At 73.6% G+C, this 13,723-nt stretch carries 12 protein-coding genes and 2 pseudogenes; 8 read left to right on the top strand and 6 right to left on the bottom strand.

All coding sequences use genetic code 11. From position 1 onward, the window contains the following. Window positions 1-402: 402 nt before the first annotated feature. The 3 genes from argG to cpt form a co-directional block, all read right to left on the bottom strand. Entirely contained in the window at window positions 403-1,851 is a 1,449-nt protein-coding gene (argG, locus tag ACH4OA_RS30225; RefSeq protein WP_365883733.1) for an argininosuccinate synthase, read from the bottom strand. Between the two features lie 156 nt (window positions 1,852-2,007). Then, a complete protein-coding gene (locus tag ACH4OA_RS30220; RefSeq protein ID WP_397972376.1) occupies window positions 2,008-2,925 on the bottom strand; it encodes a TIGR03564 family F420-dependent LLM class oxidoreductase in 918 nt (305 codons plus the stop codon). A 195-nt stretch (window positions 2,926-3,120) separates the two neighbouring features. Next, on the bottom strand, window positions 3,121-3,654 hold the full coding sequence (gene cpt, locus ACH4OA_RS30215; RefSeq protein ID WP_397972373.1) for a chloramphenicol phosphotransferase CPT: 534 nt from the start codon (window positions 3,652-3,654) through the stop codon (window positions 3,121-3,123). Between the two features lie 160 nt (window positions 3,655-3,814). Here cpt and ACH4OA_RS30210 point away from each other — a divergent pair, with 160 nt between their 5' ends. Continuing rightward, the gene (locus ACH4OA_RS30210; protein ID WP_397946825.1) at window positions 3,815-5,266 is read left to right on the top strand and encodes an amidase; all 1,452 of its coding nucleotides are present in this window, start codon (window positions 3,815-3,817) and stop codon (window positions 5,264-5,266) included. 402 nt (window positions 5,267-5,668) lie between these two features. Here the strand turns inward: ACH4OA_RS30210 and ACH4OA_RS30205 are convergent. Beyond that, window positions 5,669-6,109, bottom strand: a pseudogene (locus ACH4OA_RS30205) (DJ-1/PfpI family protein); the annotation flags it as partial. Window positions 6,110-6,220: 111 nt separating this feature from the next. Here ACH4OA_RS30205 and ACH4OA_RS30200 point away from each other — a divergent pair. Together ACH4OA_RS30200 and ACH4OA_RS30195 are read left to right on the top strand one after the other, a co-directional pair. Continuing rightward, the gene (locus ACH4OA_RS30200) at window positions 6,221-6,859 is read left to right on the top strand and encodes an HD domain-containing protein (RefSeq protein WP_397946826.1); all 639 of its coding nucleotides are present in this window, start codon (window positions 6,221-6,223) and stop codon (window positions 6,857-6,859) included. Between the two features lie 56 nt (window positions 6,860-6,915). Then, window positions 6,916-7,836 (top strand): NADP-dependent oxidoreductase, encoded by a 921-nt coding sequence (locus ACH4OA_RS30195; RefSeq protein ID WP_397972370.1) that lies wholly within the window; start codon window positions 6,916-6,918, stop codon window positions 7,834-7,836. Between the two features lie 93 nt (window positions 7,837-7,929). Here ACH4OA_RS30195 and ACH4OA_RS30190 read toward each other — a convergent pair. Next, window positions 7,930-8,163, bottom strand: a pseudogene (locus tag ACH4OA_RS30190) (diguanylate cyclase); the annotation flags it as partial. A gap of 311 nt (window positions 8,164-8,474) precedes the next feature. On the opposite strand from ACH4OA_RS30190, the gene ACH4OA_RS30185 reads away from it, so the two are divergent. The 5 genes from ACH4OA_RS30185 to ACH4OA_RS30165 all read left to right on the top strand — a co-directional run bounded on the left by ACH4OA_RS30185 (window position 8,475) and on the right by ACH4OA_RS30165 (window position 12,310). Then, window positions 8,475-9,011 carry an EF-hand domain-containing protein gene (locus ACH4OA_RS30185; RefSeq protein ID WP_397940862.1) on the top strand — a complete coding sequence of 179 codons (537 nt, stop codon included), beginning with the start codon at window positions 8,475-8,477 and terminating at the stop codon, window positions 9,009-9,011. Continuing rightward, entirely contained in the window at window positions 9,008-10,141 is a 1,134-nt protein-coding gene (locus ACH4OA_RS30180) for an isocitrate/isopropylmalate family dehydrogenase (protein WP_397972367.1), read from the top strand. The genes ACH4OA_RS30185 and ACH4OA_RS30180 overlap by 4 nt, the downstream gene beginning before the upstream one ends. Continuing rightward, window positions 10,138-10,785: a cysteine hydrolase family protein gene (locus tag ACH4OA_RS30175; protein ID WP_397972364.1), complete on the top strand. Its 648-nt coding sequence runs from the start codon at window positions 10,138-10,140 to the stop codon at window positions 10,783-10,785. The genes ACH4OA_RS30180 and ACH4OA_RS30175 overlap by 4 nt, the downstream gene beginning before the upstream one ends. Beyond that, window positions 10,764-11,657, top strand: coding sequence for a class I SAM-dependent methyltransferase (locus ACH4OA_RS30170; RefSeq protein WP_397972361.1), 894 nt, complete (start codon window positions 10,764-10,766; stop codon window positions 11,655-11,657). Before ACH4OA_RS30175 ends, ACH4OA_RS30170 begins: the two co-directional genes overlap by 22 nt. A 146-nt stretch (window positions 11,658-11,803) precedes the next feature. Beyond that, window positions 11,804-12,310, top strand: a complete 507-nt coding sequence (locus tag ACH4OA_RS30165) for a DUF4232 domain-containing protein (RefSeq protein WP_397940870.1) — start codon at window positions 11,804-11,806, stop codon at window positions 12,308-12,310. 63 nt (window positions 12,311-12,373) lie between these two features. Here the strand turns inward: ACH4OA_RS30165 and ACH4OA_RS30160 are convergent, their stop codons facing one another. Continuing rightward, window positions 12,374-13,699: a PHB depolymerase family esterase gene (locus ACH4OA_RS30160; protein ID WP_397972358.1), complete on the bottom strand. Its 1,326-nt coding sequence runs from the start codon at window positions 13,697-13,699 to the stop codon at window positions 12,374-12,376. Between the last annotated feature and the right edge of the window lie 24 nt (window positions 13,700-13,723).

Raw genomic sequence — 13,723 nt, 5'->3', positions numbered from 1 at the left:
GTCAGCGGTCCCGGGCGTCCGCCACACGGAGGTGCTCCGCGTTAGGCGGGCGTTCCGCGTTAGGCGGGCGTCGACGGTCCGGGCGCGGGGAGCCGAGGGCGGAGCCGTATCGCGGAACGCGGACGCGAAGCCGGGTCCAGGCATCCCGACACCGGGAGCCGGCCGCGGACCCGGAGCCGGAGCCGGATCGCGAACCCGGACGCGGTCCCGGAGCGCGGCCACGAAGCCGGTACCCGGACCCTGACCCGGATCGCCGCGCCCCGACGGCGGCGGGGAGTCGTGGTCCAGTGGTTTCCGCACCGCGGGCGGGGCGGCGCTGTCAGCGTCGTCCAAGAGGGAAGCGCACGGGCAAGGGGCCCTGCCGGTCCCAGTCCGGCGGGGCCCCTTGCCGAGGCGGGGTGATCAGTCCGTGCCGGATTCCATGGCGGCGCGGTCCAGGGCCTCGTCTTCCTCCGAGACCGCGCCCCGGGAGGCGATCGCCTCGGCGCCGCCCTGGGGCATCGCGCCGATCAGACCGGTGGAGGCGGCCTGGGCCGCGCCGATCAGCGCGGGGTGCTCCGTGCCGACCATGCCGAGGTCCGCGTACTGCTCCAGCCGGGCGCGGGAGTCGGCGATGTCCAGGTTGCGCATGGTGAGCTGGCCGATGCGGTCGGACGGGCCGAACGCGGAGTCCTCGGTCCGCTCCATGGAGAGCTTGTCCGGGTGGTAGCTGAACGCCGGGCCCGTGGTGTCGAGGATCGAGTAGTCCTCGCCGCGCCGCAGTCGCAGCGTCACCTCACCGGTGACCGCGGCGCCGACCCAGCGCTGGAGCGACTCGCGGATCATCAGCGCCTGCGGGTCCAGCCAGCGGCCCTCGTACATCAGGCGGCCCAGCTTGCGGCCCTCGTTGTGGTACTGGGCGAGGGTGTCCTCGTTGTGGATCGCGTTGACCAGGCGCTCGTACGCGGCGTGCAGCAGCGCCATGCCGGGCGCCTCGTAGATGCCGCGGCTCTTGGCCTCGATGATCCGGTTCTCGATCTGGTCCGACATGCCGAGCCCGTGCCGGCCGCCGATCGCGTTGGCCTCCATGACCAGTTCGACCGGGGAGGCGAACTCCTTGCCGTTGACCGTCACGGGGCGGCCCTGGTCGAAGCCGATCGTCACGTCTTCGGGGGCGATCTCCACCGACGGGTCCCAGAACCGCACACCCATGATCGGGTCGACCGTCTCGACGCCGGTGTCCAGGTGTTCCAGCGTCTTGGCCTCGTGGGTGGCGCCCCAGATGTTGGCGTCGGTCGAGTAGGCCTTCTCCGTGCTGTCGCGGTACGGCAGCCCGTGCGCGAGCAGCCACTCGGACATCTCCTTGCGGCCGCCCAGCTCGGTCACGAAGTCGGAGTCCAGCCAGGGCTTGTAGATCCGCAGGTGCGGGTTGGCGAGCAGACCGTAGCGGTAGAACCGCTCGATGTCGTTGCCCTTGAAGGTGGAGCCGTCGCCCCAGATCTGTACGTCGTCCTCCAGCATCGCCCGGACCAGCAGCGTGCCGGTCACGGCGCGGCCCAGGGGGGTGGTGTTGAAGTAGGCGCGCCCGCCGGAGCGGATGTGGAACGCGCCGCAGGCGAGCGCGGCCAGCCCCTCCTCCACCAGGGCCGCCCGGCAGTCGACCAGGCGCGCGATCTCGGCACCGTAGTTCGTCGCGCGGCCGGGCACCGAGGCGATGTCGGGCTCGTCGTACTGGCCGATGTCGGCGGTGTAGGTGCACGGGACGGCGCCCTTGTCGCGCATCCACGCGACGGCGACCGACGTGTCGAGGCCGCCGGAGAAGGCGATGCCGACGCGCTCGCCGACCGGAAGGGAAGTGAGGACCTTGGACATAGGAAGAGTATGCACCCTTCCACATAGACATGCATAGTGCGGGTCGCTTTCGAGACTCTCCAAGATCCTCTGGCCGGATCCGGTACCGCCGCCGGCGCTGCGTCCGTCACCGCGGCGCGGGCCGCGCCGCGGCGGTCACGGGACGCCGCTCGCGGCTCAGCCGCCGGCCAGTTCGCCCAGCAGCGCGAACGTCCGGCGCTGGTCGGCCTCCCCGCCCAGGTCGGTCGCCGTGAACACCACCTCCGTCGCTCCGGCGTCGCGGTAACGGCGTACCTCGGCGGCGACGTGCTCCTCGTCGCCGATGACGGCTACGTCGACGGCCCGGGTGCCGCCGGACAGCTCGATGACCCGCTGGTAGGACGGGAACCTCTCGTAGAAGGAGAGCGTCTCGACCGCCGTCCGCCGCACCTTCTCGGCGTCGGAGGTGACCACGCCGGGCACGAAGGCGACGATCCGCGGCGCCGGCCGGCCCGCCGCCTCGGCCGCCGCGGTGACGGCGGGGACGATGTGCTCGGCCAGCGCGCGCGGTCCGGCCAGCAGCGGCAGGATGCCGTCGGCGAGCGTGCCGGCGACGCGCAGGGCCTGCGGTGCCATGGCGGCGACCAGGACGGGTACCGGCGGTTCGGCGCCGGGCACGGTGGCCGGGAGCGGGGTGCTGGCGGTCAGCAGCTCGCCGTGGAAGTCGGTGCTGCCCGTCTCCAGCAGCGGCCGCAGCGCGGTCAGGAACTCGCGGAGCCGGGCGATGGGACGCTCGTACGGGATGCCGAAGCCGGTCTCGGTGAAGTGTTTGGTGCCGAGCGCGAGCCCGAGGTGGTACCGGCCGCCGGTGGCGGCCTGGGCCGTCTGGGCCTGACTGGCGACGAGCAGCGGATGACGGCCGAAGACCGGGATCGCCGAGGTGCCGACCTGGAGGCCGGGCACCTCGCGGCCGACGATCGCGGCCAGCGCCGGGGAGTCGTAGGAGAAGGTCTGCCCGAACCAGGCGGACGTCAGTCCGGATGCACGGGCCTCTCGGGCGAGTTGCACGATGGTGTCGATCGGGTCGAGATGAGAGAGCGATACTCCGATGGTCATGTAGACGGCAACGAGGCCGCGTGGGACGTCATTCCGGCCCGTTTGTGTCAAGCTCGTGACGGCTGGGAGACCGGTCCGGCGTGGTCGCGCGGGACGGTCGCCGTCACCCATGCCCCTGGCACAGGCGGTGGTTGACCCGACGGGCGCGGGTGGCGGCGTCCCCGGCCACCCGGCGACGGGCGGCCCGGCCGTCGGTCACTTGGCATGCGCGGCGATGGTCCGTGCGCAGTCCATCGCCTCCGCGTGTGTGGTGTCCACCTCCAGGTCGTAGCTCACGCCCTGGTGGACCAGTGCCGCCTGGGCGGCGGCCATGCCGACGGTCCGGTCACCGCGGGCGATCTCGCGGCCCGCGGCCACCGCGGCGTCGCACCTGACGCCGACCCACAGCACCCGCAGTCCGCTCAGGGCCTTCTGCCAGCGCTGCTGTGAGTACGCTCCGCCGAGGAAGACCTCGTCGACGATGACCCGGGCGCCCGCGCGGGCCATCGCTGCGACGCCCTCGGTCCACGCCGCTTCCAGCGCCCGGAACTCCGGGCCGACGGTCACCTCTCCGTCCGGAGCGAAGCCGATGCCGCCGTCCGACGCCTCCAGGGACGCCGGCACCGCCTCCACCAGCGTGTCCGTCCCGAGGGCCAGCCACGGATCCGGCAGGACCGCCTGCAGACACCGGACGATGCCGGACTTCCCCGAGCTGGAACCACCGTTGACAAGGATCACCTGAGTCTCCACCGAGCCACCGTAGAGGCGCCGGGACACCGTGGGAAACGGATTTCCGAGGGACTCCGCACCGCCTGCCACAGCCGGGCGGACCCTCCCGGCAGGAGACCCCAACCCGCCTGCTCCGAAAGACATTTCACGGCTCCACCCGGTGGCCGGTACGGTCCGCTCCATGGACTGGAATTTTCTGACGGCCGAAGACCTCATCACTGCCTTACGGGCCGGTGACGTGACCTCGGCGGAACTGACCGACGAGGCGATCGCCCGGATCGAGCGGGACGACAAGGCGGTCAACGCGATCTGTGTGCCGGACTTCGACCGCGCGCGGGCCGCGGCGCGCGACGCCGACCAGGCGCGCGCCCGCGGCGAGGACCGGCCGCTGCTCGGCGTTCCGGTGACGGTCAAGGAGTCCTACGACGTCACCGGGCTGCCCACGACCTGGGGCATACCCCAGCACCGGGACCATCTGCCGGCCGAGGACGCGGTACAGGTGTCGCGACTGAAGGCCGCGGGCGCGGTGGTGCTCGGCAAGACCAATGTGCCCGTCGGACTGCAGGACATCCAGAGCTTCAACGACCTCTACGGCACCACCAACAACCCGTGGGACCACCGCCGTACGGCGGGCGGGTCGTCCGGGGGGTCGGCGGCGGCCCTGGCGTCCGGGTTCGGCGCGCTGTCCATCGGCTCCGACATCGCCGGTTCGCTGCGCACCCCCGCGCATTTCTGCGGTGTCTACGCGCACAAGCCGACGCACGGGCTGGCGTCCACCCGCGGGATGGTCCCGCCGGGCACCCCGGCCCTGCCGGCCGACCCCGACCTCGCCGTCGTCGGTCCGATGGCGCGCAGTGCCCGCGACCTCGCGCTCCTGCTCGACGTCATGGCGGGACCGGACCCGCTGACGCTCGGTGTGGCGCACGACGTGACGCTGCCGCCCGCACGCCACGAGCGGCTCCGCGACTTCCGGGTGCTCGTCCTCGACGAGCACCCGCTCATCGCCACCGCGGCCGCCGTGCGGGCGGGCGTGGACCGGGTGGCCGGCGCGCTCGCCGCCGGCGGCGCCCGCGTGGAGCGGCACAGCGCGCTGCTGCCCGACCTGGCCGAAGCCGCGGTGCTCTACATGCAGTTGCTGTACTCCGGTTTCTCCGCGGGCTTCCCCGTCGAGACGTACGAGCGGCTCCGGATCCGCGCCGCCGGGCTGGACGCGGACGACCGGAGCCTGGAGGCCACCCGGCTGCGGGGCATAGCGTTCAGCCACCGCGAGTGGATCCAGGCCGACGCCCGCCGCGAACTGCACCGCCACGGCTGGCGGGGGCTCTTCGCCGAGTTCGACGCCGTGGTGTGTCCCGTCACGCCCACTCCCGCGTTCCCGCACGACCACCACCCCGATCCCACGGAACGCCGGATCGACGTCGACGGTGTCTCCTATCCGTACTTCGACCAGCTCGTGTGGGCCGGTGTGGCCACCATGCCGGGGCTGCCCGCGACCGCCGTACCGACGGGCCGGTCCCCCGAGGGGCTGCCGGTGGGAGTGCAGCTCGTCGGGCCGATGTTCGAGGACCGCACCCCACTGCGGCTGGCCGAACTGCTGGAGCAGGAGATCGGCGGTTTCGAAGCGCCCCGGTAGGGCGTCGCCGTCGCCGCGGGCCGGCGGCGGGACGGTCCGGTACGGCCGGACCGTCCCGCTCCAGCCGGCCGGCTGCCGTGGTGCTGCGGGCCGGGGACGCAGGGGCCTGCCGGCCGCGTCCGGCGGGCCCCGGCCGCTGTCCCGTACGCCGTACGGCGTGGCCTGGAAGCACGGGGAGGCCGGCCCCGGCTGCACCTGAGCCCTGCGTGGCGGATGCGCGGCGCGCGGTGGCGAACCGGCGACAGCTCCCGCGCGAAGACGCGGCGGAGGGCCTCGTAGCTGGGGAAGCCGGCCAGGGACGCCGCCCGGGGGGGCGGTGTGCCCCTGGTCGAGGAGCGACTTCGCGGTGTCGAAGGTGCCGGCGCGCACGTAGATGGCGTCGGGTTCGACACGGGTCCCCGGATGCCGGGCAGCGAGTTCGCCGGCGATCTTCCAGTGGGTGGTGGCCCGCTTGCCGTCCGGTGAGCCGGCCGCGCCGAGGACGAACGCGCCGGAGCACACCGAGGCGACCCGCCCGGAGCGGGCCGCCAGACCGCTGGTGGCTTCGACCAGGTCACGCGGGACGGGAGTGCGCGGATAGAGGTCCCCTCCCGGCATCAGGAACGTGCCGGGATCCGGCTCCGCGGCGGCGCTGCCGTCGACGGCCATCCGCATGCCGACCGAGGAGGCGACATCGGCACCGGTCGCCGACACCAGGACGATCCGGTAGTCGGCGCCGAGCAGGTTCGCTTCCCCGAACATCTCGGCGGGACCGGCGACGTCCAGCAGTTTCACCCCGTCGTAGACGAGGGTCGCCACCCGATGCGCACCCGGGCTCACTGGACCATCCTGAGGTGACCGCATTCGAGTGGTTCCTGGCCGGACCGAGGCGGCGCCGGGGGCCGGCCGGACGGCACCGTGGAGAACGGACGCACGGTCCGCTCCCAGCACATCGCACCGGAAAGCACGGACATCATGACGGACATCATCGCAGGGGTGGAGATCCCCGGGACCCCGGCCGTCGCGGAGGCCACGGACTTCCTCCGGGACCGGACGAACCCCCTGCTCTTCCACCACTCCCGGCGGGTATTCCTGTTCGGTTCCCTGCACGCGCGCGAGCTGGGCCTGCGGCCGGATGCCGAGCTGCTCTACATCGCGGCGATGTTCCACGACACCGGCCTGCTGATCCCGTTCTCCGGCGCGCGGCAGCGTTTCGAGCTGGACGGCGCCGACCACGCGCGGGCGTTCCTGCGCGACCGCGGGTTCTCCCGGCAGGCCGGCGACACCGTCTGGACGGCGATCGCCCTGCACTCGACGCCGGGGGTTCCCGGCCGGATGGGCCCGGAGATCGCCGCCACGAACTACGGGGTGCTGACCGACGCGGTCGGCTGGGGGCTGGACCGGCTGGACGACGGCCGGCTCGCGGAGATCGTCGCCGCTCATCCGCGCGGCGATTTCAAGAAGGAGTTCCTCCAGGCCTTCGTCGACGGCCTGAAAGACCGCCCGGACACCACCTACGGGACCGTCAACGCGGACGTGCTCGAACACTTCGTTCCCGGATTCCGCCGTACGTCCATGGTCCAGCGCGTCCTGGACGCCCCCTGGCCGCGGTGACCCGGCCGGGGCCGGGCACACGAACGTCTCCCGAGCACGCCAAGAGAGGACCCCTCGTGCGAGCGATCACCGTCCGAGACCGCGAAGCCGGAGTCACCGGGCTGACCCTGGAGGACCTTCCCCGTCCGCACGCCGCCGAGAACGACGTCATCGTGCGGGTGCACGCCGCGGGCTTCACCCGGGGAGAACTCGACTGGCCCGGGACCTGGTCCGACCGCGCGGGCCGCGACCGCACCCCGAGCGTGCCCGGCCACGAGGTGTCGGGAGTGGTGGCGGAACTCGGCTACGGGACCACCGGGCTCACCGTCGGCCAGCGGGTCTTCGGGCTGACCGACTGGACCCGCGACGGTTCGCTCGCCGAGTACGTCGCCGTGGAAGCCCGCAATCTGGCCCCGCTCCCGGCGGACGTCGGCCACACCCTCGCGGCCGCGCTGCCGATCTCCGGGCTGACCGCCTGGCAGGGCCTGTTCGACCACGCCCGCCTCGCCACCGGCCGTAGCGTGCTGGTCCACGGCGCCGCGGGCGCTGTCGGCTCGATCGCCGTGCAGCTCGCGCGGGAAGCGGGCGCCCGCGTGGTCGGCACGGGCCGCTCCGCCGACCGGGACACCGTCCTGGACCTGGGCGCGCACGCGTTCCTCGACCTGGACGCCGACCGGTGGGAGGACACCGGCCCCGTCGACGTCGTGTTCGACGTGATCGGCGGTGACGTCCTCGGCCGCTCGGCCGCGCTCGTGCGCCCCGGCGGCACGCTGGTCACCATCGCGCACCCGCCCGCTGTCCGCCCCGACGACGGCCGGGCCGTGTTCTTCGTCGTGGAACCCGACCGCGCGCGCCTCGCCGACCTCGTCCGGCGGCTGCGGGAGGGCCGGCTCCGGGTACGGGTGGGCGCGGTCCGGCCGCTGGCCGAAACCGCCGCCGCCTTCGCACCGGGACAGCGCGTCCCCGGCCGCACGATCATCCGCGTGGCGGAGGACTGAGGAGGGCAGACGGGCCGGCCGCACCGGCCGGGACGCCCGCCGCTGCGGCGACGAGTGCGGTCAGGCCGCGTACGGCGCCGACTCCGGGACGTGCTACTCGGCCCAGGGCGAGTCCAGGATGACGCGCACGAAGTCCTCCCGCCGGAAGCCGGGCACGAAGTGCTCCAGCACGCCGGCCTTGACGTTGCCGAAGGTGGTCTGCGGCCGGGAGCGGATGCCGTCGGTGAAGGCCGCGAGGATGCGTTCCTCGAAGCCGGGCCGGGGGTGCAGGGCGACGACGTCCGCGCGGTCCGCGTCGGAGACGACCTCGTACCCGATTCCGGGGACGGGGTTCCGGGATCCGGGCCGGCACCAGTGTTCTGCGCCGCGCGGTGCCCGGACCACGTTCGCACGGCCACATGTCCCCCAGATGCGGACACGAGGCGCCAGCCGTCTTCCGCCTGGCCGCCGGCACCTCGCGCCGCTCTCCCGGCTCATGCCGCTTCATGCGTCATCCGGGAAATTCCCTTCTTTCGTGTGCACCTGTCCGGCTTCCCGCGCCGGTGCCCGCACGGCGGGCCGATAGTGATGGGGCCGTCGCGGCCCCGCCCGGGGAAACGGCGGCGTCCCCGCCCGAGCGCCGCTCCAGAGGAGGCACCATGCCCACCACCGAGGCGAACGACCGTGTCCAGCTCGTCTTCTCCCTGTTCGACGCCGACGGCAACGGCGTTCTGGAGGCCGACGACTTCGAGCTGATGGGCAAGCGGGTCGTCGCGGCGGTGCCCGAGGCCGGGGACACGGCGCGGGACAGACTGCTCGACGCCTTCCGGGGCTACTGGGAGACGCTCGTCCGTGAGCTGGACACCGACGGCGACGGGCGGATCAGTCCCGAGGAGTTCACCGCCGTGGTGCTCGCCCCCGAGCGGTTCCACGCCACGGCCGACGCGTTCGCGGACGCCCTGGCCGCCCTGGGCGACCCGGACGGCGACGGCCTGGTCGAACGCGGCCACTTCACCGCCCTGATGACGGCCATCGGGTTCCGGCGGCCCAACATCGACGCCCTCTTCGACGCCTTCGGCCCGGTCGACGGCGACCGGGTCCCCACGGCCGTCTGGGCGGACGGCATCCGGGACTACTACCGCCCGGAGAAGGCCGGCATCCCCGGCGACCACCTCACCGCCGGCACGGCCCGGTGAGCGACCCCAGCGTTCCCGCCCCGGCAACGGAGGCGCGCGTCGCCAAGCCCGTCATCGGTCTGGCGGTGGGCCGGGGCACGGGACCGGAGGTCGCGGACGTCTTCGAGCGCGTCCTCGGCGCGCTGACCGCCGGGCATCCGCACGGCGTGACGATCGAGCGCTCCCCTCGCCTGTACCACTCCTACGTCTCGCTCCGCGCCGAACGGGACGTGGCCGCAGTCCAGGCGCTGACCGCCGAGGACGCGGACCATTACGAGCGGTTCTGCCGGACCCGGGCCGAGCAGGGCACCGAGGCGATCTTCCGCACCGCCGTCAACGCCCAGTCCCTCTACCTCGTCCGGCAGCGGCTGCGCGCCGTGAAGGTGGACCTCCTCACCGACGCCGGGCGCTCCCTGCTCCTCGTGCGGGACCAGGCCCAGGGGTTCTACACCGGGGACAACCGGCACATGCCCGGCGAGGTCACCCGGACCATGACCTTCAGCCGGGAGATCACCGAGGCCGTGGTCGCCTACGCCCTGCGGCGCGCCCGGCGGGAGTGGCCGGACGGACGCCTCGACCGCATCGTCATGGCGTACAAGTTCCACCTGCTGGACGGCGCCCTCGACGCCTGGGTGGCCGGCCTCGCGGACCGGCTCGGCATAGCCGTCGACCTGTTCCAGCCCGACACGGTCAACCGCAACCTGATCACTCACGGCCTGCCCGACCGCACGCTGATCGTCGCCGGGAACGAGTGGGCCGACATCATGCACGTCATGCTGCTCGACCGGTTCGGCTCCGACCGGCAGGAGAACCGCTGCACCGAGAACGTCTGCCTCGCACCGGGCCTGGCCGGCCTCGTCGAGTACCAGACGGTGCACGGGTCCGCCGACGACCTCGCCGGGCGGGACCTGGTCAACCCGGTGGCGACGGTCCGCGCGGCCGCGCTCGTCGCGGAACGCCACGCCGGGTGCCCCGGGGCGGTGCGGGCCACCGAGCGGGCCTTGCGCACGCTGGCCGAACGCGGGGTGCGCACTCCGGACCTCGGCGGACGGCACTCCACCACCGCCGTGGTCGACGCGCTGCTCGGCTGCCTCGACGTGCCCGGACCCGACGGCACGCCGCGGGACGCCGCCCTGGTCGGCGGGTCGTGACCGGCGGGGAGGCGGCCGGGACGGCGCTCGTCGTGGTGGACGTGCAGAACGACTTCTGCACCGGCCCGACGGCCCTGGCCCGGTTCGGCGAGGACCCGGCCGTGCTGGACGCGGCCGTCGCGGGGTGCGTCCGGGCGGTGGCCCAAGCCCGCGAGCGGGGTGTGGAGGTGGTCTTCGTACGGTTCGTCGGCGACCCCGAGTTCCAGGGGGCCGCCTGGCGGCTGCGGGACCGCGCCCTCGGCAAGCGGCCCACGTGCAGGGAGGGCTCCTGGGGCGCGCGGTTCCACGCCGTCGCCCCGGCCCCGGGCGAGCGGGTCTTCACCAAGCGCGCCTGCTTCGACGCCTTCCTGGGCGACGGCTTCGAGGAGCACCTCACCGCGCGGGGCGTGGGCCACTTGGTCCTCGCCGGGCTGTACGCGGACGTGTGCGTGGACTCCACCGCCCGTACGGCGTTCCAGAAGGGCTTCCACGTGACCGTCCTGGCGGACTGCACCGCCGCGCTGCACCTGCCGTACGAGGCCGTGCTGAGGTTCATGCGCCTCGTGTACGGCGCCCGGACCACCACCGCGGACGACCCCCGGGCGTGGACGGCGTCCGTGTCCCGGCCCGGGGAGGAGAGGCTGTGTGTGCCGCCGCCGAGGTGACCGCCGGTGTGGCCCGGGGTGTGGCCCGTACCGCCCTGCTGGTGGCCGCGGCCCGCGCCATCGAGACCCATCGCCCCGACGCCCTGGCCCGGGACCCGTTCGCGGAGCACTTCGTGCGCGCGGCACCGGTCTCGGCCGGCTGGCCGGTCCGCCCGGAGCAGGTGCCCGCCGGTGAGGCAGATCCGCTGTGGGGCCGCCTCGGCCGGTACTTCGGCCTGCGCACCCGTGTCCTGGACGATCATCTGCTCCACCGCGCGGACCGGGGCGTCCGGCAGGTGGTGCTGCTGGGAGCGGGCCTGGACTGCCGGGCGTTCCGCCTATGCTGGCCGCCGGGCTGCACGGTGTACGAGGTGGACACGGCCGGTGTGCTGGCGTTCAAGCAGGCGGTGCTGGACCGGACCGGGGCCGTCCCCGCGGCCGGGCGCCGTACCCTCGCGGCCGACCTCCGGCTCGACTGGAGCGAGGCACTGCTCGGCGCGGGCTTCGATGCCGCCGCGCCCACGGCGTGGCTCGCCGAGGGACTGCTGCTCTACCTCCCGGCGGACGCCGAGCGCCGCCTCATGACCACGATCGGCCGGCTCAGCGCGGCGGGCAGCTCCCTGGCCTACGAGATCAAGGAGATCGCCGAGTCACCGCGGGTACGGGCCAGTCCCGTCTACACGGCGGCACGGCGGCGCCTCGGCATCGACCTGCTCGCCCTGTTCGACAGCCGGGCGCGCCCCGACTCGGCCGGTGCACTCGCCGAGCGGGGCTGGTCGGTGGCCGTCCACACGCCGTACGACTTCACCGCCCGGCACGGCCGCGGTCCGCGCCCGGAGCCGGACGACGCCCTGGCGGCCAACCGCTGGATCTTCGCCGCGGCACCGGAGTAGTCGTTCCGGCGGGCGGCCGGGACGGGCCGGTGGTTCAGCGTTCAGTCACTCGGTGTCCAGTGGTCCACGGTTCAAGAGGGGTCCGTCGTCCCCTCCGCGGTACCAGGTACGTGCCAGCCACTTCCGCCCACTCATCGGAGGTTCTCATGCAGCGTGTCCGGAACATCGCCCTGTGCGTCGCGGCCGGCGCCCTGGTCTCCTCCCTCTCCACCGCCGTCCCCGCCGGGGCGGTTCCCGGTGCAGGCTCGCCTGCCTGCAAGAACGTCACGCTGTCCTGGGCCGGCGGTACGGCCAGGCCCGGCGGTGGCAGCGACCGGCAGGAGACGGCGCGGGTCCAGGTGCGCAACAGCGGCGACCGTGCCTGTTCCCTGCTCGGCGCGCCGTCGGTCATGCTCACCACCGACGGCCCGCCGGAGACGCTGTCCCAGCGGCCCGGGGGCGACAGCGTGCACCTCGCGCCCGGAAAGAGCGCGCGGTTCACGATCACCTTCCTCAGCGACGCCGGGAAGAACGGGAACGAGGTCATCCGGCCCGACCAGGCCGTGGTCACCCTGCCCGGCGGCACCGTGAAGACCCTCACCTGGCTGTGGGGCGGTGTCACCCGGCAGGAGGCCGCCAGTCACCCCGGCAACTTCGTCGGCCCGATCGCCTGACCTGCTCTTCCCCGCCGGGAGCCGGACCGTTAGCCAGACCCTGCGGTCGTCCGTGACCGCCGTTCACGGACGACCGTCAGAGCTGCTGCGCCCGCAGGCCGCTCCGTTGAGGCTGAAGGCCGTCGGGGCGGAGGCGTCGCCGGTGTGGGTGGCCTGGAAGCCGAGGGTGGCCGAGGCGCCGGGGGCCAGAGTGGCGTTGTAGGGGGCGTTCCGCGCGGTGACGGTGCCACTGGCGGGTGCGTACTGGGCGTTCCAGCCGGAGGTGATGGTCTGCCCGGCCGGGAGGGTGAACGTCAGCGCCCATCCGTCGACCGGCGCGGTGCCGGTGTTGGTCACGGTGACCGCGGCCGTCAGCCCGGTGTTCCATGTGCTGGTCGTGTAGGTCACCCGGCAGGCGCCGGCCGGTGTGGTGGGCGGGTCGGTCGGCGGGTCGGTGGGCGGCGGGGTGGTCGCGGAGTCCAGTCCGAAGAAGGAGATGGCGCGGGCGGCCATGCCGGTGGTCGGCAGGGCGTGTCCGACGCCCTGGAGGCTGATGGCCTCGACGGGGGCCTGGGTGCCGGTGCCGCCGTAGCGGGTGCGGGTCCAGGCGGACTGCGGGTGGTCGGTGGACGCGGGCGTCTGGCTCACGCCGAGGACGTTGGTCCACTGCTTGATCTCTTCGCCGAAGTTCGGGTAGCGCAGCGTGGTGTCGTCGGTGCCGTGCCACAGCTGCATCCGGGGCCGGGGGCCGCTGTAGCCCGGGTAGGCGCCGCGGGCGAGGTCGCCCCACTGCTGCGGCGTCTTCGTCACGGTTCCGTTGGCGCACGCGGTGTTCCAGCTGGAACCGTCGGTCGTGGCGAAGCAGCCGAAGGGCACGCCCATGAAGGCGGCTCCGGCCTTGAACACGTCGGGGTAGTCGCCGAGCAGGACATTGGTCATCATGGCGCCCGACGAGGCGCCGGCGACGTAGACGCGGTCCGGGTCGGCGCCGTAGTGCTGCTCGGCGTAGGTGACCATCGACATGATGCCGACCGGGTCGCTGCCGCCGCCGCGCTTGAGCGCCTGCGGCGAGGAGACGTCGAAGCAGCCGCCGCTGCGGGTGACGGACGGGTAGATGACGAGGAAGCCGTACCGGTCGGCCAGCGAGGCGAACTCGGTGCCGGAGTAGAAGGCCGGACCGGAACCGGTGCAGTAGTGCACCGCCACCAGGACCGCGGGGCGGGCCGGCGCGCTGTCCGGGCGGTAGACGTACATGCGCAGGTTGCTCGGGTTGGCTCCGAACCCGGTGACCTCCGTCAGGGAGGCCGCGTGGGCGGCCGGCGCGGACAGGGTCAGCGCGGCCAGCAGCGACACCAGGCCGGCGAGCAGGGCGGTCAGCAGGGACCGTGGCCTCGGCCTTCTTCGGATCATGTCAGCCTCCTTCACCTCGGAACA

The sequence above is a fragment of the Streptomyces sp. NPDC017095 genome, assembly GCF_044332325.1.
In the GTDB taxonomy this organism is placed as follows: Bacteria; Actinomycetota; Actinomycetes; order Streptomycetales; family Streptomycetaceae; genus Streptomyces.
The sequence above is the reverse complement of the archived record's forward strand: the minus strand, read 5'-3'. Positions and strand labels throughout refer to the sequence as shown.

What these genes read in the sequence shown, in the direction of transcription:
- argG (WP_365883733.1), bottom strand. Translation starts at nt 1,851, where the DNA reads ATGTCCAAGGTCCTCACTTCCCTTCCGGTCGGCGAGCGCGTCGGCATC.
- ACH4OA_RS30200 (WP_397946826.1), top strand. Translation starts at nt 6,221, where the DNA reads ATGACGGACATCATCGCAGGGGTGGAGATCCCCGGGACCCCGGCCGTC.
- ACH4OA_RS30210 (WP_397946825.1), top strand. Translation starts at nt 3,815, where the DNA reads ATGGACTGGAATTTTCTGACGGCCGAAGACCTCATCACTGCCTTACGG.
- ACH4OA_RS30185 (WP_397940862.1), top strand. Translation starts at nt 8,475, where the DNA reads ATGCCCACCACCGAGGCGAACGACCGTGTCCAGCTCGTCTTCTCCCTG.
- ACH4OA_RS30220 (WP_397972376.1), bottom strand. Translation starts at nt 2,925, where the DNA reads ATGACCATCGGAGTATCGCTCTCTCATCTCGACCCGATCGACACCATC.
- ACH4OA_RS30165 (WP_397940870.1), top strand. Translation starts at nt 11,804, where the DNA reads ATGCAGCGTGTCCGGAACATCGCCCTGTGCGTCGCGGCCGGCGCCCTG.
- ACH4OA_RS30160 (WP_397972358.1), bottom strand. Translation starts at nt 13,699, where the DNA reads ATGATCCGAAGAAGGCCGAGGCCACGGTCCCTGCTGACCGCCCTGCTC.